Source organism: Paenibacillus sp. BK033 (genome assembly GCF_004345425.1).
Taxonomy (GTDB): Bacteria; Bacillota; Bacilli; order Paenibacillales; family Paenibacillaceae; genus Pristimantibacillus.
The window spans coordinates 221713-247736 of sequence record NZ_SLVP01000004.1 but is presented as its reverse complement, the minus strand read 5'-3'; the positions used below and the strand labels follow the sequence as shown (position 1 = coordinate 247736).

At 53.0% G+C, this 26024-nt stretch carries 23 protein-coding genes; 3 read left to right on the top strand and 20 right to left on the bottom strand.

From position 1 onward, the window contains the following. Positions 1–14 precede the first annotated feature (14 nt). The 7 genes from EV294_RS16000 to EV294_RS15970 all read right to left on the bottom strand — a co-directional run bounded on the left by EV294_RS16000 (position 15) and on the right by EV294_RS15970 (position 6967). Positions 15–644: a YhbD family protein gene (locus tag EV294_RS16000; RefSeq protein WP_132308467.1), complete on the bottom strand. Its 630-nt coding sequence runs from the start codon at positions 642–644 to the stop codon at positions 15–17. 100 nt (positions 645–744) lie between these two features. Continuing rightward, positions 745–1905 (bottom strand): glucuronyl esterase domain-containing protein, encoded by a 1161-nt coding sequence (locus EV294_RS15995; protein WP_132308465.1) that lies wholly within the window; start codon positions 1903–1905, stop codon positions 745–747. Between the two features lie 162 nt (positions 1906–2067). Next, complete coding sequence (locus EV294_RS15990) at positions 2068–3321, bottom strand: MFS transporter (protein ID WP_132308463.1); 1254 nt, start codon at positions 3319–3321, stop codon at positions 2068–2070. Between the two features lie 2 nt (positions 3322–3323). Then, positions 3324–3755 (bottom strand): MerR family transcriptional regulator, encoded by a 432-nt coding sequence (locus EV294_RS15985; protein ID WP_132308461.1) that lies wholly within the window; start codon positions 3753–3755, stop codon positions 3324–3326. A gap of 235 nt (positions 3756–3990) precedes the next feature. Beyond that, on the bottom strand, positions 3991–4959 hold the full coding sequence (locus EV294_RS15980) for a quinone oxidoreductase family protein (RefSeq protein ID WP_132308951.1): 969 nt from the start codon (positions 4957–4959) through the stop codon (positions 3991–3993). Between the two features lie 286 nt (positions 4960–5245). Next, positions 5246–5950, bottom strand: a complete 705-nt coding sequence (locus EV294_RS15975; protein WP_132308459.1) for a hypothetical protein — start codon at positions 5948–5950, stop codon at positions 5246–5248. A 15-nt stretch (positions 5951–5965) separates the two neighbouring features. Next, the gene (locus tag EV294_RS15970; protein ID WP_132308457.1) at positions 5966–6967 is read right to left on the bottom strand and encodes a phosphotransferase; all 1002 of its coding nucleotides are present in this window, start codon (positions 6965–6967) and stop codon (positions 5966–5968) included. 146 nt (positions 6968–7113) lie between these two features. Between EV294_RS15970 and EV294_RS15965 the strand changes: the two genes are divergently transcribed. Continuing rightward, on the top strand, positions 7114–7965 hold the full coding sequence (locus EV294_RS15965; RefSeq protein ID WP_132308455.1) for a pentapeptide repeat-containing protein: 852 nt from the start codon (positions 7114–7116) through the stop codon (positions 7963–7965). A gap of 30 nt (positions 7966–7995) precedes the next feature. On the opposite strand, the gene EV294_RS15960 is transcribed toward EV294_RS15965, so the two are convergent. The 8 genes from EV294_RS15960 to EV294_RS15925 all read right to left on the bottom strand — a co-directional run bounded on the left by EV294_RS15960 (position 7996) and on the right by EV294_RS15925 (position 16847). Continuing rightward, positions 7996–8814 (bottom strand): SDR family oxidoreductase, encoded by an 819-nt coding sequence (locus tag EV294_RS15960; RefSeq protein WP_132308453.1) that lies wholly within the window; start codon positions 8812–8814, stop codon positions 7996–7998. Positions 8815–8924: 110 nt separating this feature from the next. Beyond that, positions 8925–9506 carry a TetR/AcrR family transcriptional regulator gene (locus tag EV294_RS15955; protein WP_132308451.1) on the bottom strand — a complete coding sequence of 194 codons (582 nt, stop codon included), beginning with the start codon at positions 9504–9506 and terminating at the stop codon, positions 8925–8927. 178 nt (positions 9507–9684) lie between these two features. Continuing rightward, entirely contained in the window at positions 9685–10734 is a 1050-nt protein-coding gene (locus tag EV294_RS15950; RefSeq protein WP_132308449.1) for a hypothetical protein, read from the bottom strand. Then, complete coding sequence (locus EV294_RS15945; protein WP_132308447.1) at positions 10731–12506, bottom strand: HSP90 family protein; 1776 nt, start codon at positions 12504–12506, stop codon at positions 10731–10733. The genes EV294_RS15950 and EV294_RS15945 overlap by 4 nt, the downstream gene beginning before the upstream one ends. Positions 12507–12695: 189 nt before the next feature. Further along, on the bottom strand, positions 12696–13553 hold the full coding sequence (locus EV294_RS15940; RefSeq protein ID WP_132308445.1) for a M15 family metallopeptidase: 858 nt from the start codon (positions 13551–13553) through the stop codon (positions 12696–12698). Positions 13554–13636: 83 nt separating this feature from the next. After that, the gene (locus tag EV294_RS15935) at positions 13637–14734 is read right to left on the bottom strand and encodes a sensor histidine kinase (protein ID WP_132308443.1); all 1098 of its coding nucleotides are present in this window, start codon (positions 14732–14734) and stop codon (positions 13637–13639) included. Continuing rightward, entirely contained in the window at positions 14718–15428 is a 711-nt protein-coding gene (locus tag EV294_RS15930) for a response regulator transcription factor (protein ID WP_132308949.1), read from the bottom strand. The genes EV294_RS15935 and EV294_RS15930 overlap by 17 nt, the downstream gene beginning before the upstream one ends. Before the next feature lie 243 nt (positions 15429–15671). Continuing rightward, positions 15672–16847, bottom strand: coding sequence for a YhgE/Pip domain-containing protein (locus EV294_RS15925; RefSeq protein WP_132308441.1), 1176 nt, complete (start codon positions 16845–16847; stop codon positions 15672–15674). Positions 16848–17026: 179 nt separating this feature from the next. Here EV294_RS15925 and EV294_RS15920 point away from each other — a divergent pair, with 179 nt between their 5' ends. Beyond that, positions 17027–17650 (top strand): TetR/AcrR family transcriptional regulator, encoded by a 624-nt coding sequence (locus EV294_RS15920; protein WP_132308439.1) that lies wholly within the window; start codon positions 17027–17029, stop codon positions 17648–17650. Between the two features lie 36 nt (positions 17651–17686). Here the strand turns inward: EV294_RS15920 and EV294_RS30695 are convergent, their stop codons facing one another. Then, positions 17687–19138 carry a phosphotransferase gene (locus EV294_RS30695; protein WP_243711683.1) on the bottom strand — a complete coding sequence of 484 codons (1452 nt, stop codon included), beginning with the start codon at positions 19136–19138 and terminating at the stop codon, positions 17687–17689. A gap of 238 nt (positions 19139–19376) precedes the next feature. On the opposite strand from EV294_RS30695, the gene EV294_RS15910 reads away from it, so the two are divergent. Then, complete coding sequence (locus tag EV294_RS15910; RefSeq protein WP_132308437.1) at positions 19377–20441, top strand: LLM class flavin-dependent oxidoreductase; 1065 nt, start codon at positions 19377–19379, stop codon at positions 20439–20441. Positions 20442–20485: 44 nt separating this feature from the next. On the opposite strand, the gene EV294_RS15905 is transcribed toward EV294_RS15910, so the two are convergent. The 4 genes from EV294_RS15905 to EV294_RS15890 form a co-directional block, all read right to left on the bottom strand. Then, a complete protein-coding gene (locus EV294_RS15905; protein ID WP_132308435.1) occupies positions 20486–21028 on the bottom strand; it encodes a TlpA family protein disulfide reductase in 543 nt (180 codons plus the stop codon). 15 nt (positions 21029–21043) lie between these two features. After that, complete coding sequence (locus EV294_RS15900; RefSeq protein ID WP_132308433.1) at positions 21044–21739, bottom strand: cytochrome c biogenesis CcdA family protein; 696 nt, start codon at positions 21737–21739, stop codon at positions 21044–21046. Between the two features lie 68 nt (positions 21740–21807). After that, positions 21808–24876, bottom strand: a complete 3069-nt coding sequence (locus tag EV294_RS15895) for an S-layer homology domain-containing protein (RefSeq protein WP_132308431.1) — start codon at positions 24874–24876, stop codon at positions 21808–21810. Between the two features lie 50 nt (positions 24877–24926). Then, entirely contained in the window at positions 24927–25703 is a 777-nt protein-coding gene (locus tag EV294_RS15890; RefSeq protein ID WP_132308429.1) for a hypothetical protein, read from the bottom strand. Positions 25704–26024 lie beyond the last annotated feature (321 nt).

Sequence of the window (26024 nt, the reverse complement as noted above, 5' to 3'; positions counted from 1 at the left end):
GTTTTACACCTCCGTTATATCGCCATTAGCTTCAATTTTAATTGCTCGATCATAGCCGGCACATCCACTCGGAGGATGATCTTTACTCCGCTTTCGAAATGAATTTCTCCGCCGGATGGAACAAGAAGAAAGACGGACACGCCCATCTTTCGAAGCAAAATCAGATCGCATTGCTGTTCCTTGAACTTCTTGTAGTGCTCGAGGAAGGTTGGCAGCATCGTTCTGCCCTCTTCCAGGCTGATCTCCCCCGTCTGCAGGCAATAGTCCAAAATATAGACGCATAAGGTCTGCTCAAACGTGTACATTTCCGATTGTCCGATATAGGTTTCGGCTGCTTTTGCGGCACTTAATGAAACAATGTTTCGTTCTATTAATTCCTTCATCGAAATCGAGATGGCCTTTGAGGCCGGCGAGAACATATCCGCCAGCTCATCCAAGGAAAGATCATCCTTCATGTTAACGATTTTATCGATTCGATCCAGGATCTTCTGCTTTGGAAAAAAAGTCTCTTGCCCGGTAAACGCCGATTTGCGGATAAACCATTCCTCCGGCAGCAGGTTTTTCCGCTTCCAGCGGTACAGCTGCCCATACGAAATACCCGTAAGCTCCAATAAGTCCTTCTTGGATATTAGTTCTTCCTCCACGATTCAGCCCCCTTTGCTCTCAATATAACATAACACTGTTACGTTGTTAAGTCAAAAAGGAAGCCGCCTGCAGAATTAGGTCTCTGCAAGAGGCTTATTTTTACTCTCCCCTGCGTTCCCAGGGTTCATACAAACAGCTTTTATAATCGGAGTACACCGGCGGGACTCCTCTGAGCCGCCAATCGCAGTAGTCGAGCAGATGGTCGATATCCTCCTGCGTCCGGTTATGACCGCCCTGCCGGTAGGCGATTCCGATCTGATCCTCGGCACCAAGGAAGCGGTACACCTTCTCGGCTTCCGCATAAGAGACATACATCCCTTCGGGGTTGATCCAATCGTCCGAATAACCGCAGGTCAGAAGCAGCGCCCTCGGCGCAATCAGCGCGGCAAGCTCATGCTGGTCAAACGGAAGTGCCGCAGGGTCGCTGAACTGGCGGAACAGCGAGTTAAACCAATGCGCCTCGCCTTCGCTTTGCAGCGCTTCAAGCGGTTCGCTTCTTCCGGCAATGCCCCAGGGATACGCTTTTCCTTCGAAGGAATACCGGAACGAGGCCATGCCGCCAGCGCCGGAAGCATGCGGGTTAACCAAGGCAAAACGCTTGTCGGTCATTCCGGCGACAAGGCTTGATTTTCCCCATCTCGAGAATCCGGTCACGGCGGCACGGGAAACGTCGATCCCGGGGTAAAGCTGCTGTTCGAAGGCATCCAGCACTTTGCCCGCTGCCCAGCCAAGCGCAATAAATATACCCACGTCATTCTGGTCCGGTGCCGGTGCGTAAGGATACAACGTGAAGAAAGCGCCCGTGCGCTCCGCGTCATCCGATGCGATTTCCTGCGGGAGCAGCGTAACAACGGCATAGCCCCGTTGATTGGCCTGCTCCGCGTGATTTGTCGCGGCCTGCCCGTCGGGCTGCCAGCCCTCAAGCGATCCAATCGTAAAGATGACCGGATAAGGTCCCGTTATATCGCAATCTGCCGGCGGAAAGCTGATTCGGGCCATAAAGGAACCCCTCGCGTCACCCCGGGTAACATCAACCCGCAGACCCTGCTCCGTTTTCTCATATCTTACCTGCTCTCCAGCCGTATCCGGCATATAACCGTACATATAATAATGAAACAGATCCTGCAATTCCCGTGAACGTTCCTCCCAATCCGCCGGCGTCTTCACGCGCCGACCGTCCTGAAAGACGAACGGATCCGGCAGCTCCTTCGCAAGAGGCAGATCCGTTGGACTGGGGTAATGCGTTAATCGATTAGACAAGACAAGCACTTCCTTCCCAGGGATAAGTAGAAGTCTTGAGCATCCTGATACATCTATTTGCCGGGAACGGGTGAAATCCCTTCCTTCGTATAAGGAAAAGAAAGAGCTATCCCGCCGGACCGTTGCCCGGTGGGATAGCTCTCTGCATGAATACAGCTAATATTAATGGCCGCCTGCATGATCGACATGCTTCACATGCTTATGGTTCGCCAAGATGAACAGGACCGATACGATAACAAAACCCGCCCCCACGTAGAACGGAATATGCGGATTAAACCATTCCGCCAGCTTGCCGGCGAAATAAGGAGCAATCGCGCCGCCGATAAACCGGAGGAAGCTGTAGGCCGCCGACGCTGTCGAACGCTCGACCGGAGCGGCATTCATAACGCCCGTTGTAATAAGGGTATTGTTGTTGCCGAGCAGTGCCCCAGCAAAGATAACGCTGGCGATAATGACCCATTGGGTATTCGTCCAGATGGCCATCGCAAGCAAGGTAAGGCCAAACAGCGTCAGCATAACCGCCATCGATTTGACCGTGCCGAATTTGCGCTGCAGCCATGGCGCCATAAAGACGGAAGTAACGGCCAGCAGAATGCCCCAGCCGAGGAATACGTAGCCGAGCTCATGGATGCCAAGCCCCATTACAAACGGCGCGTAAGCCATCAACGTAAAGAAGCCGAAGTTATAGAAGCAAGCCGTCAGACCAAAAACGACAAGCGGACGATGCCGCAAAGCCCGAAATGGATCCAGCAGGGAGGTTTTCCTCGCCGGTGCAGCTGCCGCCTTTGGCGCTCCGGCCGCTTTTGGCATCATAAAGATAATCGCCAGGAAGGCAATGACCATCAGACCGGCAACGCCGATAAAAGGTCCTCTCCACGAGATGGAGCCCAGCTCGCCGCCAAGCAGCGGACCTACCGAAATCCCGATGCCAATCGCGGCTTCATAGAGAATGATGGCTTTTGTCACGCCGCTTTTGGACAAGGACACGATTGCGGTTAAAGCCGTCGCTACGAAGAACGCATTGCCGAGACCCCAGCCGGCCCGATAGCCGACAAGCGCCCAAATATCGTTCGACAGCCCGCCGAGGAGCGAGAATACCGCGATAATAACGACGCCAAGAAGAAGCGTCCATTTGATGCCAAGTCTCGAGGTCACCACGCCGGTGATCAGCATCGCAACCGCCATAACGGCGTTATAGCTGGTGAAGAGCAAGCTTACTTCGCTGGCCGATGCATGCATTTCTTCCGCAATAGCCTTCAGGATCGGGTCAACGAGACCAATCCCCATAAAAGCGATAATGCCTGCGAAAAAGACGGCCCAGACAGCGCGGGGCTGATGAAAGAAACCGCCTTTTTCAACGGATAAAGGTTGATTGGCAGCCGAAGCTGCCTGTTGAGATGAATTTGCCACGCTCATTCTCACTCCTGTTTATATTTCTTTTTGGCTTCGTTGATTCTGTCCTTGAGCTGGGAAATCTCCGACCGCATGTTCTTCATCTTCTCCAGCTTCTGGTCAAGCAGCTCCAGCTGCTTAACTACCGTCTGCTCAAGCTCGTCAATCTTCTGAAGACGCAGCCCGGCGTCCTCTGTCTGCCTGATTTCGTCGCGCTGATTAATAAATTCCTCGCTCATCGTCACGTATTGCTGCAGCTCCTGCAAGGAGAAGCCAAGCACGTCGCGCGCATTAATCAGCTTCTTCAGCCGCTCGACATGCTCGTCGGTATACAAGCGGAAGCCGCCCTCGCTGCGCTCCGGCGGAGTCAACAAGCCCAGCTCCTCATAATAACGAAGCGTGCGTTTCGTTAAACCGACCATTTTCGCAACATCCTCGATTTTGTAAAAGATTTTCATCGCCTCTTTCCTTTACTCTCTCTGTTCATTACTCTACACCTAAGTTAATGTTAACGTCAACGTTAACTTTTGAAAAATGGCAAAGCTGGCGCAGTCTTCCTCCGTGATAGGATTAAGATGCCCTTTACCGTATGAACACATTCCGTAAGCGCAACAACTGGGCTGTACGACGCATAAAAAGCCGGGTACGCCTCTAATGCTTGGCGCCCCCGGCTTAGCCGATTAGTTATGAAAGTTATGGAACCAGTATAATCTTGCCTGTGCTCTGACGGCTTTCAAGCAGCCGATGGGCGTCCGCGCCTTCCGCAAGCGGAAAGGCTTTTGGCGTCCCCAGCTTCAGGCTTCCGTCCCGAAGCCAGCCGAACAATTCGTCCGCCCTGCGGATGCGGTCTTCGCTGGATGTAACATGATTCCATAGATCGCCGCCCGTTAACGTCTTTGACGTATCCATAAGCATCCGCGGATCGACGAAGGCCGGATCGCCCCCCGCCATGCCGAAGAAGACAACCGTCCCTTTTGTCTTCACGGCCGCAAAGCTGTCCATTAGTGTGGAGCCAACGGAATCATACGCAACCGTGACTCCTTCTTCGCCGGTTGACCAGCTCTTCGCCGCCTCCGCCCATTGACTGCCGTAGAGCAATGCCTCGTCGGCCCCCGCCGCAAGCGCGGCTTCACGCTTTGCCTCCGAAGAGACAAGCCCCAGCACGCGCGCACCCTGCCGCTTGGCAAACTGCGCGAGCAGCTGCCCGACGCCTCCGGCCGCGGCATGGACAAGCACTTCGTCGCCCGCCTGCACGCAGTAGCTGTCGCGAGTCAAATAATGCGCGGTCATACCCTGCAGCAATACCGCCGCCGCAGTCTCGAAGCTGATATCGTCCGGAAGCGGTATCGCCTTCTCCGCCGGCACCAACACAAGCTCCGCATTGGCATGCGGAACATCGCAGAAAGCGATCCGGTCGCCCTGCTTTAATCCTCCCGCATCCGGACCGGCCGCCTCAACGATCCCCGCTCCCTCGTAACCCAATATATAAGGCGGATTGCCCGCCAAATGATAATTGCCCTTCCTGCGGTAAATATCGGCGTAGTTCAGACCGGCGGCCTTCAGCCGCACCAATACGGTTCCCGGCTTAAGCTCCGGCGCGGGAATCTCCTTGTATTCGAGCACCTCCGGTCCGCCAAACGTTTCAAAGACCAATGCCTTCATGCTGTTCATCCTGCTGCCTCCATTTATGCTTGAAATGCTATCCTCTATAGTTTCATCAAAATTAATTCAATCATCCGTTTCTTCCCTTGAATCAGCACATAATCTCGCGGGTTTCCTCGTACTCCCCCGCTATCAAGGCAGTCGGAGGCTACGTTGGATTCTCTGCAGTAAAATGATCCGAATTGGGCTTCCGTTGTCGAAATGAGCGAATTACATTGAACCCCGTCCAATGTAGACAAGGTTACGGCAAACACCCGCATTACGCTTCATCAAATCCAACGTAGTTCTACTTTGTCAGCATCACAATGCTCCCGAAATCGGTCGGATCATCAAAGGTTTTACTAGCTACAACTATTCCTTCGCCGTTGAGGGTTTCTATCTTGTACGGTTTATCCGCTGTAACCGGAAGGATGGCATACCAAATTCTCTGCTGTACGCCTTCGCTAATAATTTTGGCGTTATATTCTCCGGCTGCCTCACCGCCTACCGTCACTTTGACACTCGCTACAGCGCTATTCATAAGCTGGCCGAATATAATCGGAAACGGGCCATCTATCCCTTTATACTTCGGTATACTCATGAAGTTTAACGCTTCATTCTGATCAGTAGCAGCGGAATAACTATAGTTTCCTCCATAGACCCACTTCCAACCCAGCAAGGTTTTCCGAACAAATTCAATCCCCAGGTTGTTTCCTTCTTTCTGCTCATTCAGCTTATTAAACAGCAAGGCACCTCCGGCAACAGGCTCCCGATAAATGATATGCGTCCTTGCTTCGTTTCTGAATTTTCGAACTGCTTCCTCCGGGGTATCTCCGAGTGGGATTTTTATTGTTCCCGATATACCCGATGCGCGCGAATATCTCCAATCCGCAATACCGCCAGGCCGGTCATAGGCATACACAAATCCAATAAATAAAACAAAACATACCGCGACGGCAATTACCATTCTCATGAGCCAAATTTGCCTGCCCGTTCGTACTTTTGGATACATGATTGCCTCCTCACTTTATGTTTGCGGAGCATGCTGAACCAACCCCGCCGAGCGGAATTCCTCCAGGAAATCATTCAGCCAGTCCTCGCCGTAATCAAGCGCGCCGGACTGGGTCGGGACAAAGAGCACATCAAGGCTCATGATCCAAAAACGCCGGACAAGCACAAACAGCTCCACCGCCTGCTCATCCTTTTCCGAAAAGGATCTTACGCTGCGGTATCCGGCCAGCAATGCCTGCCATAGCTGCTCCTTGTACTCGGCGGATTGCCTTTTTCTGTTGCGCACCTGGGCAAGATCGTAAGCCCGCCATCCCGGTGCCGACCACTCAAAGTCAAAATGAGTGTAGCGCCCGCTTATCTCAACGGCATTATTGTTCCCATGCATATCGCCGTGACAAATGCCCCAATCAAGTCCGGCCGCCGCTGCGGAAGCAACTTTTTCTTTCAGCGCATCGGCATACTCGCGGAGAAAAGTTTCCGCCGGATGCTCCTCGCCAATATGGCGAATAACGCGCTGCAGCGATTCCTCCACCAAAAACTCCGTATCCAGTTCCCAGCGCGGAAGCTCCAGCCGAGCCTGATCCATCGCCAAATGGAGCCGGGCCGCCGATTTACCAAATGTATAACAGCTCTCTTCGTCCTGCAGACGGTTCTCAACGCCTTCCACATACTCGAAAAGAACGGCGATCCGCTCCCCTTCCGGCGCCGCAATAACCGAATAGCGGGTGCCATCCGCCTTTCTAACCGGCCGTGCTATCGAAGCTTCCGATCCCGCCAGCAGCTCTTCCAATTGACCAAGAAGCTCCATCTCATACACGGCTTCTTTCTTCCCAATCTCCTGCCGGTAGATTCTTAATATATAGCTTCCCTTATCGGTTTGCACGCGGTAGGTATCATTCAAGCCGCGGAGCCAATACGCGCATTGGGTCCACAAGCCAAGCTCGTATTGCCCGCCAAGGCAGCTCATCAAATAGTCAGGCGCCAGCACCGAGCTAACAGCCATCGGCTGATTGGTCATTTCACATCGGTTCCCTTCTCTTTTTCGGTATCTCTATCATAAACGAGCAGCTCTTCCACATAAAGGAATTTAATTGTTTTATCCTTTTCTATCACGCCTTCTATCCGTTAAGATAGAGAGAGTAGACCCTACTAGGAGGAAACAAAATGAGCCCTGACCGCAAACACCTTCGCGGGGATTGCGACAATTGCTTCGGGTTATGCTGCGTTGCGCTTCCTTTTGCCGCTTCGGCCGACTTTGCCATAGATAAACAAAGCGGTCAACCCTGCAGCAATCTGCGGGACGATTACCGCTGCGGCATTCATTCCAAGCTTCGGCAGCAGGGCTTCCGGGGCTGTACGGTGTACGACTGCTTTGGCGCCGGACAAAAGCTGTCGCAGCATACCTTCGGCGGGCGCAGCTGGCGGCAGGAGCCTCAAGCAGCGAAGCTAATGTTTGAGGTTTTTCCCGTGATGTGGCATTTGCAGGAGCTGCTCTGGTATTTGACCGAAGCGATTGAGCATCCGGCCGCACTGCCGATCCGTACCGAGCTTCAAGCAGCAAGTGACGAGACGGAGCGACTAACCGGTTTCGATGCGGAAAGCCTGCTCAAGCTGGACTTTGCCGCCCATCGCGCAGAGGTGAACACCCTGCTGCTTAAGACCAGCGAACTGATACGGGCAAAGGTGCCTGAACCCAAGTCCGGTTCCCGAACCAAGAAGCCGCTCGGACGCGGCGCCGACCTTATGGGAGCCAAGCTGCAGAAAGCCGATCTTCGCGGCGCTAATTTGCGCGGGTCGTATCTCATCGCGGCCGATCTCCGCGGCGCCGACCTTCGCCATGCCGACCTCATCGGCGCCGATATGCGGGATACCGACCTGAGCGGGGCAGACTTAAGCGAAAGCCTGTTCCTCACTCAAGTCCAGCTTCAAGCGGCAAAGGGCAATGCGGACACCAAGCTTCCGCCTGCGCTTAGCCGCCCCGAGCATTGGAGCAGCAAAAAGCCGGCCACGTCCTAAGACGCGACCGGCTTTGCTCCCTGCATCGTATTATTGATATTGCGCCGCGATCCGTTCCAAGTACTCCTCAATCGGCAGCGATTTTCTCATATCCGTCAATTGATGGGCAGCTTCCCCCACCAGCATGCGGAACTGCTTGCTCTCTCCCAGGGCCAACCGGGCGATAGCATCCACAATCGTTTGCGGGTCATCCAGCTCGCCTTCGGACGATTTTGCCATCATCGCTTTGACCTTTGCCGTGATCTCGTCATAGTCGGTAATCTCCTCGCTTTGTCCCCAGGCGATCTTGCTCACAAAGCTATTGCCCGACGAACCGCCCTGCTCCACCAGTCTCAGCTCAATCCCAAGCGGCTTGAGCTCGTAATACAAGCCTTCGATTAATCCCTCAAGGGCAAACTTGGACATATTATATAAAGAACCCGTCGGCACGGCTGTCGTTACGCCCATAAACGAGCTGATCGTAATGAACATCCCCGACCTATTCGCGCGAAAATGCGGAAGCATTGCACGAATGACGTTAATTGGCCCACGCACGTTAACGCCGAACTGCCAGTCGATTGTCTCTTCCTTCGCCAGCTCCAAGGCGCCATAAGCGCCAACGCCGGCGTTATTGATTACAACGTCAATCCGCCCAAACGCTTTAATCGCATCGGCTACCGCAGTCCGGACCTGCTCCACATCCGTAACATCCAGCTTAAACAGCTTCACATTGCTGTACTGCGTCAGCTCCGTCTCGTTCTCCGGCGTGCGCATCGTTGCCGCCACATTCCAGCCCAGCTTGGCAAAATGGATCGCTGTCAGCTTGCCTAATCCGCTGCTTGTTCCTGTAATCAAAATGGTTTTATTCATTATGATTCTCTCCTCTAATTTTCAGCTTTTAGACCGAACGTTCATTCTAGTGAATCCAGAAGCCGGCCATGGAAGGCCGCGACAGCAGAAGCGTGCATTCATTGATACCGTTATCCTCTAATTGCTCCCTGCCAGCATACTTCTATCGCCTGCCGAATCCCGGCATCGGTTAAATCCGAATTGCCTTGCAAATAACTTTTCACCATATAGACCATGGAGCCGTAATGCATCTGGACAAGCAGCTTCGGATCCATCTGCCTGAACAGCCCCTGCTCCATCGCTTCCGCATAAAGCTTGTTCATCGGTGCGCACCAGCCGCCGTTATAAGCTTTCTGCTTCACCTCTTCGTAAATATACGGCGAGAAGGAGTACTGCTCGATAAACTGGAAGCCCTCCGGATACTGCCGGCTGGTCTCGATCACGCGTTCCCAGCCCCATGCGAAACGCTCCCGGATGGTGCCTTCCCGGTTTAAACCTTCCTGGACAAACTGGCCGTTATACGTAACGATAGCCGTGTACAGCTCGTTAATGATTTCTTCCTTGCTGCTAAAGTAATGATAAATGCTGCCCGTCGATACCTTGGACTCCTTGGCGATAAGAGCCATTGAAGTAGCCTGAAGCTCCTTGCGGATAATAATCTGCAGCGTTGTCTCAAGCACGGCCTTCTGTACTTTGTTGTATTGTTCAAACATGCATGCTTCCTCCAACAAGTTAAGATCCACTAGATAGAACGTTCATTCTAGTGCTATTATGTACCTTGCGACCGCAGCTGTCAACTGGTAAGGCCAGCGCGTTTCATTAGAGTGCCAGAGTGTCGAGATACAAAAAGACTGCTCCCTTAGCCATTTTGACTTGGGGGCAGCCTATTCTTTACCCGTAAGCATCCTGCAGGCGCGCAGCCATTTTTTCTTTCTCCCGAACCAGTTCCTCTACGAAGGTGTTGCCGTTTCGGCGGTTAAACGCCTGCGCCAGACGGTCGATCTCCTCGTCCAGCCAGCCCAGCGTCACCACCTCCGACTCGGCGAGCTTCTTCCTGCGCTTGCCCTTGCTCCATTCTCTCAGGAAAATACGAACGGACAGCATGTATTGCAGCCGGTCCCACCCAAGCCTGCTGTCCAGACCTAGCCGGATCGTCTGCTCATACAGCTTGACGGCCTTAGGCATATCCGTTACGGTGAAGAACTGCAGGAAGGTGCCGTACTCCTCGAGATAGGACGGTCCTTTAAGAGCGCGGAAGGCTTTTTTCGCCGTCTCCATTGCCCGGTCGTATTCTCCAAGCTTAAGCAGCGGCATCATTATTTCGCTGTACGTGTTCTGCGGCACCGACCTGCAGGATATTTTGCCCTCCAGAATCGGCTTCAACGACTGAAGTCCTTTTTTATGATGGTTAATCGCAAAATGATAGCTGCCGAACATATTCTGCTCGCAGGCGCTGCAGTCCGACAAGGAATCCCGCTTCGCGGCTCTCCAGCTCTTGTAGCATTCCGCCGCCTCGGCCAGTTTACCCTGCCATAGCATGAGACTGACCCGCTTCTGATAATATACCCGGAGACTGTACCCGAAGGCGATGCATTTCTCCTTGAAGTCCTCGTAAATCCGCTCAATCTGCTCCAGGCTTAATTCCGGCATCCGCCACACGTACCCGAGCACCCATTTGTAATGCCACATGAGATAAAAGTTCGAATACTCGCCCGGATTCTGCTCGAATTTCGACAAGCACCAGGAGAAGGAGACCAGCATCCGCTCCGGACAGCCGCATTCCGGCGCCGCATTGGAGTAGTCCATTCTCGCATGATAAGCTTCCTCTTCCGTCATGTACCGGTCGGCGACGCGGATCATCTCCTCCAGAACGGCCAGCTTCTGCTTGCCGTCCGGCATGGACCAAGTCGAGCGCCTCAGCTCCTGAAAACGGTTCTTCATCGGCCGACCTCGGCGTTCCGGTCAAGGCCCATATTCATGAAATGGAGCAGCGACTCGTTCATCAGCCTCAGCTCGTCGCCGCTCAGCGGATGGTTCCCCATAAGAAGCGCCTGCGTGTACAACAGCTCGATGCTGTTCTGCTGGAGCTTGAGGTCTCCGGATGCAATCGCCTTGCGGACAATCGGGTTATTGTAGTTGAAGCATAGCCTTGCATAAGGCTTCTCGTACAACTCTTCCTTGATCACATGGACAACCTCGGCAAACAGCGGATTCGCCTGCTCTTCGCTTTCCTCCATCATTTTGAAGAAGTTAACCTCCTGATTAATGTTGAAGAGGACGGGAATGTCAGCCGGCTCGAACCACTTGATCAGCGAGCGGCATTGATACGGCGCAAGCAGCCGATCCGCCAAATCCAGGAAAGGCTGCGCTTCATCACGCTCGCTCCGGCCAAGCGATTCGAACCGGCTGGAGAAGCCGAGAATATCAAGCACGCTGACCTGTACCTGTTCGTCAATGGAAGGAAGCTTGCGGATCAGCTCTAAATCATGCACATAACCGCCGTTAATGACCATCATGCTCTGAGCTTTCGCCACGCGGGCTACCTGTCTGAACTCGTCAAAAGTGGAAGTGACCGTAATGGTACGGTGATTACGCAAAATATCCGCCATTTTCAAATCGCCGTAAGACGTTTCGAAACTCAAATGCCGGATAAACAGCTCATACAGCTCGTCGTCCTCGGCAGCCATCGTTTTGAGGGAGGCATAATGAATAAGCACGATCCGCGCGAATAGCTCCGGGTCTTTGTCCGCGAGCTCTATCAGATAACGCTTGATGCAGGCGCCAAGCTCATCCCGCACCGCGTAGAAAAGATCGTTCTCCTGGAAGGACTCCCTCGACGCGGTTGGCCGCAGGCTGTTTGTGTTAATGATGCCATTGACGAAAAAAGCCCATGACGGCAGCATATTGTTCATTTTCTCCGACAGCAGGACACGCTTCAGGTACACCTTATGGCGTTTCTCGTCCTGCAGGCTGACGGAATAAGGCAATATATAGGCAATCCCCTCGGTGTCCCCGATCAGAGACTTCAGAGGAATAATGTCCATCGGCTTCTCGTACTCGCTGTCCTCGATATAAGAAATCGCTTCGGATTTGCCCATGCGCCAAGGAGGAGTCGTGTCGTTGATTTGCCGGCTGTCCTTGCCCTCCGTGAGCACGATTGGCGTCTCCAAATATTTCCCGAACCGCTCGAGCTGCTGGTACATCTTATACCACTCGGCGTATTCCTCGTATTCCGGCTTCAGCTTCAGATACACCGTCGTTCCGATCGGAACCGTCCTCTTCAGCTTATTCGTCACATAAGTGCCGTCCGGCTTGCCGCGCCATTCCAGCGAATCGCCCTCGAGGGCAGAGCGGGTAATTAGCACGATCTCGTCGCTGATGACGAAGCAGGACAGCAGACCAACGCCGAACTGGCCGATATAATCGTCCGCCGAATCCTGATCCGCCTTCTTCGTTGTGCTTCCGATGCGCGCCAGAAACCGTTCGATTTCCGATTCCGTAAGACCGATGCCGTTATCCATAAAAGAGATCGTATGCGAGGAAGGGAACAGCTCTACCGCTACCTTCCCCTCCGTTATATGTCCAAGTCTTTTTCTCGCCGTCACCGCATCCACCGCATTCTGAAGCAGCTCGCGGACGAATACGCCGGGATCGGAATACAAATGATTGGATAAGAGATCAATAATGCCCTGCAGATTCACCTGAAAATTCATATTGCCCAAACTCTCACCTCACGGTTCGTTTCTCGTTTTTCCCTGCCGTAATCCAACAGTACAGTATGAATATCGTCAGGAACAAGGGCGCTTATAAGTATAAAAAAAGTAGCGCGCCAACAGCGCAACTGTAATACGGGTTTTCCCGTCCCACAGTTGCGCCTTAGGCGCGCTTTACAATAACTTTATCTAGGCGTACGTCGTGACGATGACGCCGTCGTAATTGTTGCCGGATACTTCATACGGCTTGCCCTGCTGCACTTGAATCGTTGCGCCGTTTCCGACCATCGGGTAGTAGGCGACGGTATATTTTTGTCCGCCTGCCGTGATCGACATCGCCTTCGTTTGCTTCAGCTTGTCCAGATACTGCTCCAGCGTCAGATCCTGCTTATACATGATGGCGCTATGAGCCTTCCCGACATAACGGAAATGCCACGGCTCGTATTGAATGCCCGTAATATCCTCTTTCCCTTTCGGATAACGCAAAATAAACCCGTATTCCCACGCGTGCTTCTTCAGCCATTTGCCTTCCTCGGCCTCGTCCATCTTTGCAGTGGTTGAACCGATATCCAGCGATAAGCCGAGATTATGCTCGCTATGGTAAGCAGGCAGCGCATAGTCATGCCCCATATCGCGGTAAAGCTGGTCTTGCTTATCCGCGTCGCGGTAGCCGCTGCTGATGAGAAAATGCTCCACACCGTCTTTTTTCGCTCCTTCCACCATCTCGCCAAAGTCCTTTGCCACCGACTCGGACAGCTGAATCGACGGATCAAGCAAGCCGTAGCCTTGCACCAGATCCTGACGATCCGATAGCGAGACGATATCCGAACGTATTCCTTCCGGATGCAGAGCATAATCGTTATTCACAAGGAGCAGATCCCCCTTATACATCTGCTCCTTGCTCACGGTAATCATCTGGCTGTCTTGCTGCGGCAGCGACCCGTTTTCTATATCAACCTTGTCTTCCCCGGCGCTTTTTACATTAAGCTGCGAGATCCCGTAACTTAACAGGATGACAAGGATAAACGCAAAAACCCACTTCCTCATGGCCCATTCCCCTTTGCTTGTTCATGCAACTAAGGATATCGGACACTTTTTAAAAAGAAGTGGGGGAAAAGTTAAAGTTTTTCTTAAATCGGCAGTTTAACCGTAAAGACCGTCCGGATCGTGCTGCTCTCCGCCGTTATCGTGCCTTGATGCTGCTCGACGATATTTTTGACGATAAAAAGCCCCAGCCCCGTGCTTCCTTCGGGAGAACGGGCGCGGTCGCCGGTGTAGAACATATCGAACAGATGCGGGAGATCCTCCGGCTTGATCAAATCTCCGTAATTGATAACCTCGAGAATGGCATGGCCGTTCTCGATTCTTCCCTTGATATCGACATACTCGCCATCCTGCCCGTAACGGGCGGCATTCGTCAGCAGATTCTCGAATACCCGGGCGAGCAGCTCGCCGTCCGCCTCCATCACGAGATGGGGAGGCAGGTCCAGCCTCGCCGTCAGGCGGCTCTTCACAAACACCGGGTACAACTCTTCGCTCAGCTGCATCAGAAGCTCCGATAAGTCAATCTGCTTCTTGTCCAGCGTCAGCATGCCGTAGTTCATCCGGGTAACCTCGAACAGCTCGTCCACCAGCCGCTCCAGCCTTTGCGATTTGTTAAACGCGATAGCGGCAAAATGCCGGACCTGCTCGAGGGACAGCTGCTCGTCGCGTAAAATAAAATCCAGATAACCAAGCACGGAGGTTAAGGGCGTCCGCAGATCATGCGCGAGATTAAGCACGAGCTGATCCTTGCTGCTCTCGGCGAAATCCCCCCTCTCCACCGCCTTCTGCAGCATCTCGCCGGCAAGGTTCAGGTCCCCCGCGATAACTCCGAATTCATCGTCGGAGGGAACCAGCACCCGCCCGGTGAAATCCCCGTTGGCGAGCCGGTGAATGCCGGTCGAGATCTCCTTGAAGTAAGAGACGTAAGGCTTGGTGAACAAATAAAAGAAGAAGAACGATAACGGCAGGAAAAAGATCAGGAAGAAATTCAAATCCCCAATATCGTTAAGCCAGCTGCGGGCTTGAACAATCGGATCGTCCGCGTAACGGATTCGCTGATTATAGTAAGACTTCAGCAGCCTGTAAATGAGATACGTCACCGCTCCCGAAATGAGCAGGCTCATGACGAACAGCTCGATCATCCGTGTGCGGAAGCTGCGTAATTTTTTAGCCTTGGAAGGCATAGCCTACCCCCCAGACCGTCTTGATCCATTGCTGATGCTGCTTATCCTCGCCAAGCTTCTTGCGCAATGTCCGTATATGAACCATTACCGTGTTGCCGCCGCTCTCGTAATAAGCCTCGCCCCATACCTGCTGGAAAATATGCTCCGCGCTGAATACCTTCTTCGGATGACTGGCCAGCAGATGAAGGATATCGAATTCCTTCGGCGTCAGATCGATCCGGTCATTGTACAAGGTAACGGTACGCTGCTCCTGATCAATCGTCAGCCCTCCCGCCACTATGGCGGATGCCGCATGAGTTGGAGTGGCGACCGGCTGATTCAGCTGCCTGAAGCGTCTCAGCTGCGCATTTACTCTCGCGAGCAGCTCCATCGGGTTAAACGGCTTGGTCATATAATCGTCGGCTCCCATAACGAGGCCGGATATTTTATCGAAATCGGACGTCTTGGCGCTTAAGAAAATAATCGGCATCCGGTGCTGCTGCTCGCGAATAACGCGGACGACTTCGTAGCCGTCCATATGCGGCATCATGATGTCGAGAATAATCAGATCGATTGTATTCGTCTGAGCGAGACGGACGGCTTCTCTCCCGTCAGCGGCCTTCAGCAGCTGGTAGCCCTCCTTGCCCAGATGGAGCGCAATCAGCTCCGCAATATCCGGGTCATCCTCCGCAATCAAGATCGTTGTGCGCTGCATCCCCATTGCAATCATTCCTTATCCGTTTTCTTGTTTATTCCAACTCTTATTGTAACCTCTTGGACGAGCCATTACACGAAGTAGTTGCACCTTTTGCACCGGGCCGCGAGTTATAAAGGCGACTTCCGCCTCAAGCCCCCGTGCTCAGCACGCTGTAAGACGGTTTTTCCGTCTTACAGCGGGGGTGCGATAGCACAGGCAAATAAAAAGCCGTCCCCAAACGGGACGGCCTTTCACTTTCGGTTATATAGAAGCAGCGGTTTGCGACGCTGCCGCTTTTCCTTTTTTCACGCCTGCGGCAAGCAGCAGAACCAGGCACCCGCCCGCAATGCTCCACAGAACCGCCGCGTTCGAGCTGGCGGCTTCCAGTCCGCCGAAATACATGATTTCCCGCAATCCGCCCGCTGCAAACCGAAGCGGAGTCCACGAGTACAGCAGGCTTTGCGTCGTATTCGACAGAAATTCGACCGGCATGTTTAGAATCGGCATCGAGAAGAACATGAGCAGGACGAGAATCGCCATGGCCGGGAAGCCAATCCAGTTGAGCAGCATCGATTGCAGCAGGTAGAACGCCGAACCGCTTAGCCATAAGAACAGCCACGTATCCGTTGCCTGCGACAGCTCCATTCCGTACCAGGCGTTAGCCATCCATACGATTAAGCCGGAAGCGGCGCCGATCAGCACCAAGCCAATGACCGGCTGCAGCAGGTGAGCCGCCCATTTGCGGCCGGCCGCCTTATTCGCGTTATTGCTGGCAAGGAACAGGATCATCGCCGTCACCAGGCTGCCAATCCACATAATTTGCGTAAGGAGACCCGGCGCGTTGCCGCTTGCGTTATTGGCGCCGACCGGGTGAACCGTTTCTTCGGTCACTTGAATGGGCGCAAGCAATGCCGATGCCGTAGCGGCAGGAATTTGCTCGGAGCGCTGGGATAGCTGCTCCAGCGTCGGCTTCGACAACTCGAGGGACACCATCTTCATCACTTGACCGAGCCCTTGCTTCACAATCGTTGCCGCCTGCGAGTTCATGCCCTCATTGCCGATGATTTGCACGGTTGCGGGCGCCGGTGCCGGACCGCTTAACGACATCACGCCAGCGCTCAAATCCTTCGGCAGCACAAGCGCGCCGTAATAATCCCGCGAGTCCAGCCCCTTGCGCGCTTCTTCTTCCGAGTCGACAATCTCCCAGCTGATCGGCAGCTGCGTATTTGAGGTCAGCTGTTGCTTGATGATCTCGCCCACGGCCAGCTTATCTCCGGTCGGCAGATCAACCGGCTCATCCAGCACCACCAAGGCTACCGGCACATCATGCGGCTTCGAGCCAAGCACGGAGCCCATCATCGCAAGCCCAAATACCGTAAGCACAAGGGTAATGATCAGCACGCCAAGCCATAAAATTTTCTGTTTAAAAATTTCCATTTCAATCCCCGTCTCCCATCTCTATATAAATGAACATCGTGTTGATTACTGACCACGTTGTTAATTATAATGAGAGACAAAGGAAATACAATAATCATTCCTCACCGTACTGTTTATTACTCACCACATCGGCGGGACTGTGTTCATTATCGCGGCGAAATCGCAGAGAAGAGGCTGTTATGTCCGAGAAAATCGACCGGAGAAAAGCAAAAACGAAGCAGCAGATCCATGATTCGCTGATGGCTCTCATCGCCGAGAAAGGCGTTGAGCATGTAACGGTTACCGATATTACGAACCATGCCAACCTGAACCGCGGGACATTCTATCTGCATTACCGGGATGTGCCCGATGTACTTCAGCAGCTCAAGGATTACGTATTCAAGAGCATCGAACAATATGTGAAAAAGCTCGACTTCCGTGCGGCAATGGACTATGCCGACCGCCGGGTGCCTTACCCGCTTGGAGTACGGATCTTTCAGGAGTTTGCGAAGCATGCCGATTTCTTGAAGGTGATGTTTGGTTCAAAAGGGGATCTTTCCTACGCCATTCAATTCCGCAAGCTGATGGCCAAGCATATTTACCAGAAGATTGATATTCCCGAGGCCGCTAATCTGAACATTCGCCGGGACTACGTGGTTGCCTATATGACCTCCGCGCATTTCGGCTTGCTTATGCATTGGATTGAATGCGACCTGGACCAGACGCCGGAGCAGATGGCCTTCATTATGATGAACATCGTCAACTTTGGCCCGCTGGTCTCGTTCGGATTAAAAGAGATGCCTCCAACACCCGCCAAATCGTAAGAAAAGAAGAGCCTCCACTCCCGTGAAGGCTCTTCTTTACCTTTTGTAATCGGAATACCACTTCGGCACCAAACGCTCAAAGCCGTCGTGGTCCTCCCATACTTTACTGACCCTGGCCAGCATATCGCCGAGCTCCTCCGGGCGTACGCGGAGAATCCAAACGATCGATGACAGAATCGTCAATGCCATATAGAGCGAATATAACCCCCAGAAGGAGTCCTCAAGCTCCCGGCCTTCGTAATAGCCGTCGATCTGACCGACCGCAAACGGAATGCTGGCCTCCACGCTGAAGAAGCCCGCCTTCAGAAACTCATGCACGGGGTCTCCCCAATCAAACCGGTTCACGTCAATGACGCCGGACAACCGTCCGTCCTTCACGATGAGGTTGCCGGTATGAAAATCGTCATGCTGCAATCTGTTCGGGCGTCCTTTCAACAACCCAAGATTCGCATCGATAAAGGCAAACAGCTTCTCTTCGAAAGCAATCGTAACGCCGCTTTGCTCATAGCCCTCCCGATACCGACTGTATTTCGCGATTACTCGGTTCTCCCAAGGCTCGATAGAAGGCGGAGCCTCAATCCGATTGATTTTGCGCAGCTCGGCTCCCGCCTGAAGGCCGATCTCATACTGTCTGCTTAGGCTTAAGCCCGGGAGCTCGTCTATCGCATCGCAGCCTTCGATGTAAGATAACAGCATGTAGCCAAGTCCCAGCGCCTCCAGCCTCCCCATCGCAATCGGCAACGAACAGATGACCTCCTGCTCCCGCAGCTGCTCAAGCACCCGGAATTCCTGCTGTTTTCTTGCTTCCTCTTTTAACGCATAGGTTCTGAGCAAATACACAGCTTTACCGTGACGGTCATAAGCGGTATATTTACTGTCGCCGGAGTACCCTTTTTGAATCAGCTCCAGCTTCATGCCTTCTTGCAGCTCGGGTATGGCCAATAGCAAATCATTCATGTCTATCCCTCCTTCCGGTAAAAAGCTTATAAAATCATCCGCATGAGCGCGGATATATTGCGCAAGCCTGCGAAGACAGTCCGGCGTCTCGGCCTGCAACCGTCTGTAACAGTCTTCTATATGAAGGCACAGCTTATCATCCAGCTCGAGATCCTTAAAAGTTACTTCGCTTAAGGCACGGCCTTGCCGCACCACATGAGCATCAAGCAACAGCCGAAGCTCATCCAGAATGCCATGCATCGTCTCCGCTCCGAAATAACGAAGCGCCTTCATGACGCCATCCGCGTATCCGGTCTGACTGAGCACATGCGCTGACCAGCAGTAAAGCTCCATCGGCGAATGCTTTGCATGGTCGTACCAGGCACTGAACATAAACAAAGCTTTCTGCGGTCGGTTAAGTCTGGCAAGCGCTTCGGACTTTACCGCCATGCTTTTGCCCCGGATTTGATCAGCCACCGGCCGTATGCAGGCCTGCCTTAACTCATCGTCCCCAAGCTCGCTCAACTGCTTCCTGCTCATCGTAACCAACAAAGAAACACCCCTTTTCCACACAAAAGATACGCAAGCAAACGGAAAATGTTGCATCCTAAGTTTCTCGGCTTTCCGCTTGTCCGCAACATGGTTGGGACGAACTTAGCAAACAATATTGCATACAGGTTTTCGTGCCGCCATTCCCGGCCCCTATTCTTTTTCAAGAATGTTTGCTTACTATAATTGAGAAACTGTTAAAAAATTAGTACACTAGAAGGAATAAAGGAGGCGGACTTATATGACCGAATCAGCAATCCCATTTGAGCTTGGCATTAGTACCTTTCTGGAAGCAAAGCCTCATCCGGGCATGGGCGGGGCTTACAGCCACGCGGAACGGATCCGCAATAGCGTGGAAGAAATGATTCTGGCCGACCAGGTTGGCCTTGACGTATACGGGATCGGGGAGCATCACCGGCAGGATTACGCGGCAAGCGCGCCTCATGTCATTCTCGCGGCCGCGGCCGCGCAGACGAAGCATCTCCGGCTGACCAGCGCCGTTACCGTATTGTCGTCGGACGACCCGGTGCGCGTGTACCAGGGCTTCTCCACCGTCGACGCGATCTCGAACGGCCGCGCCGAAATTATGGCGGGCAGAGGCTCGTTCATCGAATCGTTCCCGCTCTTTGGCTACAGCCTGGAGGACTATGACGAGCTGTTCGACGAGAAGCTGGAGCTGCTGCTCCAAATTACGAAGGAAGAGAAAGTCAGCTGGCAGGGCAACCACCGCGCCGCAATCGATAACCTCGCAATCTACCCGCGTGCGGTGCAGGACCCGCTTCCGGTCTGGATTGCAACCGGCGGCAACCCGGAGTCGGCCATCCGGGCGGGCGTGCTTGGCCTTCCCGTCTGCTTCGCCATCATTGGCGGCATGCCGGAGCGGTTCGCCCCGCTTGTCGAGCTGTACAAGGAAGCTTATACCCGTGCCGGCCATGATCCGAAAAAAATGCAGATCGGCTCGCATTCCCACGGTTTCATTAGCGACACGGATACAAGAGCAACCGAGCTCTTCTTCCCTGCCCAGCAGGCGATGATGAACGTCATCGGCCGCGAACGCGGCTGGCCGCCGTACACCTTCGAAGCTTACGATGCGGCTCGCAGCATGCGCGGAGCGCTTTATGTCGGCGAAGCGGAATACGTGGCGGAGAAAATTATTTTGCTTCATAAGAACCTGGGCTTAACCCGCTTCTTCCTGCATGTCGACACCAGCTCGATTCCGCATAAGGATATGATGCGCGCCATTGAGCTCCTTGGCACCAAAGTAGCGCCGATTGTCCGCAAGGAAATTGCGGCTTCGGCAAAATAATTTAGGCAAAAAAAGTGCGGGCCTGCTAAAGGCTCGCACTTTTTCTATGGAAAGAGAGGATCAATTGCCGTCCGCATTTCCTCCTCTGTCATATGGCCAACCCTTCTGTAAACCACGTCGCCCGAAACGTTTACGAGGATAGAGACTGGGATCGATTTGATGCCATAGGCATACGTGACGCTCTTGTCCGAATCCAGGATCACCGGAAAATGATATTGCTTCTCCGCGATATATTTCGCCACTTCTCCCTGTTCCTCCCCAACGTCAACGGATAGCACGACCAACCCTTTATCCTTATAATCCTGATACACCTTCTCCAGCGCCGGCATCTCCTTGTCGCACCATTTGCACCAGGTCGCCCAAAAGTTGATGTAGACGAGCTTCCCCTTCAGTCCGGACAACGTTACCTCCTTGCCGTCTAAGTCCTTCAGGGTAAAATCAACCGCCGGTTCTTTGGCTGCCTCTGTCTTCGTTTCCGCTGCCGAAGCGGCAGCATCCGTCTCGATACTGTAGTTTTGGGTGACGTAGAGCGAGAGCAGCACGAACGCAACAACGGCTCCGATCAGAATCCAGGTTGTTTTTTTCACGGTTAACCTGCCTCCTTATAGTTGAATAAGCCCGGCATATTTGCTGAATACCTCCAGCTGATTCGTAAACACCAGAACGCCCATCAGCATCATAACGACTCCGCTAACAACCGAGATTTTCGGGAGATGCTTCGTCACTTTCCGGAGATACGCGGATAGATTATCGATCAGCACGGCAGAGAGCAGAAACGGAACCGCAAGCCCCAGCGCGTACATCGAGAGCAGAAGTACTCCCTTCCCAAGGGTCGCCATGCTTCCGGCGTAGATCAGAATGGAGGATAGAATCGGCCCGATGCAAGGCGTCCAGCCGACGGCAAATGCCATGCCCAATACGAGTGCTCCCGCTTTTTTCCCCGGCGATCCGCTTGGCAGAAACCGCTTCTCGGAATAGAGAAGCTTGATTCGCAGCAGCCCAGTCATATGCAGGCCAAAAACAACAATCAGCGCCCCGCCGATCTGCTGCACAAGCCGCATATGCTCGGATAGCAGCCGGCTGACGGAGCTGACGGATATCCCGAGCAGGACAAACAAAATGGAGAAACCAAGAATAAACAGCGCCGTCTGCGAGATAACCGTAAGTTTATTGGGGCTGTTCTTCAGATCGGTGGCCGAGGTGCCCGCGATATAGCTGAGATAGACCGGTATGAGAGGGAGAACGCAAGGCGATAGGAAGGACAGCAATCCCGCCGAAAAAGCTAATAAAATATCCAATACCTTTCACCGCCGCATTGGAAAAAGGGGCGGCCAAGTCGGCCGCCCACCTCTTCTTCGAGTTTCTATTATTTGGACAACAGGTTATACAGCACTTGCGCCGCTTCCGCTCTTGTCGATACGCCTTCCGGATTCAGCTTATTGCCGCTTCCTTTAATAACGCCAGTCTCAACAAGCGTTGTAAAGGCCGTTTGCGCATAACCGGCAATATCGGCCGCATCCGCATAGGAGGATACGGTTGCGCCAGTCTTGGCCGTTGGCAGCTCGCCTAATTGCTCAAGCGAACGGTACAGCAGCGTGAACAGCTCTTGACGCGTAATTTTATTATTCGGATTAAATTTGTTATCGCCCGTGCCTGTTGCGATGCCAAGACGTTTCGCAGCCGCTAGGTAATTCGTGTAGTACGTATTGCCTGCGTCGGCAAAGTTCGCCGCTCCTGCCGCTTCCGGCTCGATTCCGTATGCCTTCAGCAGGAAGACGATGAATTGGCCTCTTGTCAGCTCCGCATTGGGACTGAAGTGATCGGCATCGGTACCGCCGGTAATCTCGCGGGCAGCCAGGAAGCTGACCGCATGATGGAACCAAGCTGTTGCCGGCACGTCCGCAAAGCCTACTTTATTGAAGCCGATAATGTATTGCGAGAAATGAGTGGTTGTAAAATCCACGGTTCCCGTTGATGCATTGTAATGACCGCGAATCGTTTGCAGCTCGCCGGAATCAGATAAGTAGTACACCACGATAGATTCGGCATTCTCGCCCGCTTTCAGCGTGTACGGGAGGCTTACCTGCACCTTGCCGCCGCCGAAATTCGAGATTTGCTTATCGCCGGCAAAGAGAGACAGATCATAAACCGGACGGTCGCCCAATACTGCCTTGCCTTCTTCCGTCAGCTCGAACTTCGATACGATCACGCTGATATCCCCAGACAAGGCGTTGCCGCTAATGCTTTCTACCGCTTTGGCATCGAAGGTTACGGTTCCAACCGACAAGTCTGCCTTCACCGCTGCGTTCGTTCCCGAAGCAATCAGGTTGAAGGAGTCTCTAGGAATCGTCAGCTGCGTAGACGTTGTATCCGCGGTTCCAGGCACCTGGAAGCCGATAACTGCCGCTTTGCCCGCTGCTTCCGCTTTGGATGCTTTCGTAATAAGGCTTGCTACATCGCTTGCCGACACCGCCGCTACCGTCTCGCCCGTTGCCGAATCGGTTGTACCGGTAACCGTCACCGAATTCACGGCATTTACCTCTTCAACCGGTGTTGTTGGCGTAGTTGGATTGGCAGGCGTTGTTGGTGTAGTAGGCGTCGTAGGGGTTGTTGGTCCGTCATAAGCCGGAACAACGACATCTACCGCTTGACCAGCTGCATAAGGAACTGCCGTTGGTCCCGTCTGAGCGATTGTTGGGCCGTTATAGCCGTTTTTCGCTGCATATCTAACCGAGTACGTACCAGCCGCAAGACCTGTGATGGCATTGCCGGATACGGCTGTATACGCCGAGTCTGCCGCGCTTTTCAGCTTGTATTCCAATGCTTTGTTTGTTGTGCCCGTAATTTGGCCGTTGTTATTCGAACTCGACGTTGGCGCTACGCCAGTCAAGCCGGTTGGCGTTGCTTCCAGACGCGTAAGCAATTTATTCAGCGCGTTTGTGTAGTTCGTATGATTGCGGATCGTGCCGTCAGCTACGGCGTAATCCGGCTGGATGTTTTTCCAGGTGTACATCAGCTCAACGTGACCAAGGATTGGCGCTTTGCTGCCGTCGGCGTTCACATTGTCCTTGTTGTAGGCAAACAGGTAAGGAACCTGCAGCTTGTTGGCAACAACGTTATTGCCGTTTTCCGTGTAGTTGACGTTATTGGATGCCGGCAGGTATTGCGTTTTAATGTTAGTCAGGTACTTGTTCGTCAGATCCACATACAGCTTCGCCAACGGGTGGTTCGTATCGCGCACCTGCAGGAAAGTGCTGTTATGCGGATCAGCGCTTGGATCAAGCACCGAGATGCCCGCATCCAGCTTCGTATCCCAGAAGTAGACTTTATCGACGTTGTATTTCTTCGCGTACTCGTTAATGAAGCGGATTGCCGCCTGCGTATTCGGGCACCACGAGCCGCCGAACAGAATCACATAGTTGCCTTTGCTTTGCAGCAAATGAGTCAACTCATTGTAAGTGACATGCTCGTAGACAAGCTCGCCGTCGTCGCCAACGACTTGGCCGTTCTCCTCATGAGTTGGGAAAATGTCGCGGCCGACCGTTTGATCCTCATGCTTGTTAAACGCCGGAGCAATAAAGTCCCAATTGGTGAGGCTGTCATAATCGGCAGCAGGCACTTTATTAAATACATTCAACACCTGTTCCTTATAGCTGTCGACCTTAGCCGTATCCAGCGCATTGCCGTCGTTAGGATCGGCCGTCAGGAAATCGTTCCAAGTATAATCCGCGGAAGAACCGTGCTTCTCGAGCGAAGCGATGATCGGCGCGGCGTTGCCTTCGCCGTCCTTGTGATCCTTGTCATAGATGAACAGGAACGGAGACTCGATTTTTTTCGCCTCGCCGCTCGCAATGACCGTAGAAGGCGTCGTTACCGTACCGCCGCTTTCCTTTTGCGGCGATTTCTTGCTGTAAGTGATCGTAGCATCAGTATTCGCTTGGAGGTTCGTCAAATACTTGTCTACTAGTTCCACATACAGCTCGTTGAAATCATAGAAGTTCGTTGTGTTTGTCGTTACGCCTTGCGAAGTGGAAGTTACCACTTTGGTATAAGGGTTCGCCTGCTGCTCGGCAATATCAACCGATTCGCCGTCCAGCTTCGTATCGAAGTTGTAAATGGTGTCTATGCCATATTGCTTTGCAACCTGGTTGATGAATCCGATATCCGCCTGCGTCTCGTCGCTCCAGGCTCCGCCGAACAAGACGGCATATGTACCTTTGCTATCGAGCAGCGTAACAAGATCCTCGTAAGTAACTGTCTTGAGAATATGGTTCGCGTCGTTCAAATGCGGGTAAACATCACTGAAATAATCATAATGGCTGACTGCGCTACTAAAGCTGCTTACTTCCGCGGCGCGTGCCGTGCCAGCCTGGAAGACCGGCAGCACTAACGCGGAGGCGAGTAGAACGGATAGTGTACGATTAAAAGTTTTCATGTGTATATACTCCTCTCCCTATTTGACCCATTCTTCTTGTAAAAAGCCGATTAGCAGCTTTCTTCACCGTCTACCGCGCAATCCTCATCCGAAGACGAAGGCGACGTAGATGGAGAAGTGGAGGATCCGCTGGAGGAACTTGTCGAGCCGGAAGAGGACGAGCTGCTTGCCGGAGCTTTTACGGCAGGCGTCTTAGGCTGCGACTCTTCTTGCTTGACAAACGTTACTTTCTTGCCCGAATCATCCGATTGGCTTGCGGCAGGCGCCGAAGCTTCCGGTTTGCTTGCAGCCGGCGTGGATTGGGCCGGTTTTGCGGCTGGAGCCGGCGTTGCTGCGGGAGCAGCTGAAGTCGTGGACGGCTTGGTGGATGCCGCTGGCTCGGAAGCTTTAGTTGAAGCCGGCTTCGATGCAGATGTAGAAGTTGGAGCCGGAGTGGAAGCGTTTTGAACGGCTTCCGTGGAGCTTGCTTTGGCTGTTTTCGCTTCTGCTTTCGTCTCTTCCGCAGGTGTAGCAGCCGTCTGTGCCGATTGAACCTCGGCAGCTTGAACGACTGGCTCCTGAGCTTGCGCCTCAGCATTTGCCGGTTCGGCTGTTGCAGTAGTTACTTCTGCTGTCGCATGTGGTTCAGCTACTACGGCCGTATTGGTTGTGTCAGCTTGCGGCTGCTGTTCAACAGCCGTTACAGCAGGCTCTTGTGCCTCCGCTGCAGCCGGTTCCGTACCGGATGTGTCCTTGTTCGCGTAAACGGCAGCATATGTCAGCGATGAGAAGACTACGGCTGCGGCTATGAAAGTAACTGTCAATTTGGAGCTAAACCATTTTTTCATGATGAAACTCATCCTTTCCCCTTTGGTTTTAGGCGGCTCATTCAGTAATCAGGCATAAAAAAAGATCCAATGCCCGCATCTAGTGATGCTTGAACATTGAATCTCTGGAGGTCCAGTCGACTAATTTCTTATCCGAATTACGTTATGATGTTCCGATTTCTAACCCTATCTTAGGATGTAAAAGATTGGATGTCAATCATTTTTTAATAATTTCCAATAGAAATAGTCGGATTTATTTTTTTCTAAGCGATTATACGTTTTTCTTAATAAACACGGCTAAGAATTCTCCGGCTTAAACCGCGCTCCTCCAAGGTCGGCGAT

Bases quoted from the DNA above. Each gene is read 5' to 3' on its own strand.
- EV294_RS15925 (WP_132308441.1), bottom strand. From the start codon at position 16,847: ATGGAAATTTTTAAACAGAAAATTTTATGGCTTGGCGTGCTGATCATT.
- EV294_RS15945 (WP_132308447.1), bottom strand. From the start codon at position 12,506: ATGAATTTTCAGGTGAATCTGCAGGGCATTATTGATCTCTTATCCAAT.
- EV294_RS15940 (WP_132308445.1), bottom strand. From the start codon at position 13,553: ATGAGGAAGTGGGTTTTTGCGTTTATCCTTGTCATCCTGTTAAGTTAC.
- EV294_RS15970 (WP_132308457.1), bottom strand. From the start codon at position 6,967: ATGACCAATCAGCCGATGGCTGTTAGCTCGGTGCTGGCGCCTGACTAT.
- EV294_RS15960 (WP_132308453.1), bottom strand. From the start codon at position 8,814: ATGAATAAAACCATTTTGATTACAGGAACAAGCAGCGGATTAGGCAAG.
- EV294_RS15980 (WP_132308951.1), bottom strand. From the start codon at position 4,959: ATGAAGGCATTGGTCTTTGAAACGTTTGGCGGACCGGAGGTGCTCGAA.
- EV294_RS15955 (WP_132308451.1), bottom strand. From the start codon at position 9,506: ATGTTTGAACAATACAACAAAGTACAGAAGGCCGTGCTTGAGACAACG.
- EV294_RS15920 (WP_132308439.1), top strand. From the start codon at position 17,027: ATGTCCGAGAAAATCGACCGGAGAAAAGCAAAAACGAAGCAGCAGATC.
- EV294_RS15930 (WP_132308949.1), bottom strand. From the start codon at position 15,428: ATGCAGCGCACAACGATCTTGATTGCGGAGGATGACCCGGATATTGCG.
- EV294_RS15910 (WP_132308437.1), top strand. From the start codon at position 19,377: ATGACCGAATCAGCAATCCCATTTGAGCTTGGCATTAGTACCTTTCTG.
- EV294_RS15990 (WP_132308463.1), bottom strand. From the start codon at position 3,321: ATGAGCGTGGCAAATTCATCTCAACAGGCAGCTTCGGCTGCCAATCAA.
- EV294_RS15890 (WP_132308429.1), bottom strand. From the start codon at position 25,703: ATGAAAAAATGGTTTAGCTCCAAATTGACAGTTACTTTCATAGCCGCA.
- EV294_RS15975 (WP_132308459.1), bottom strand. From the start codon at position 5,950: ATGTATCCAAAAGTACGAACGGGCAGGCAAATTTGGCTCATGAGAATG.
- EV294_RS15950 (WP_132308449.1), bottom strand. From the start codon at position 10,734: ATGAAGAACCGTTTTCAGGAGCTGAGGCGCTCGACTTGGTCCATGCCG.
- EV294_RS15985 (WP_132308461.1), bottom strand. From the start codon at position 3,755: ATGAAAATCTTTTACAAAATCGAGGATGTTGCGAAAATGGTCGGTTTA.
- EV294_RS15935 (WP_132308443.1), bottom strand. From the start codon at position 14,734: ATGCCTTCCAAGGCTAAAAAATTACGCAGCTTCCGCACACGGATGATC.
- EV294_RS15965 (WP_132308455.1), top strand. From the start codon at position 7,114: ATGAGCCCTGACCGCAAACACCTTCGCGGGGATTGCGACAATTGCTTC.
- EV294_RS15895 (WP_132308431.1), bottom strand. From the start codon at position 24,876: ATGAAAACTTTTAATCGTACACTATCCGTTCTACTCGCCTCCGCGTTA.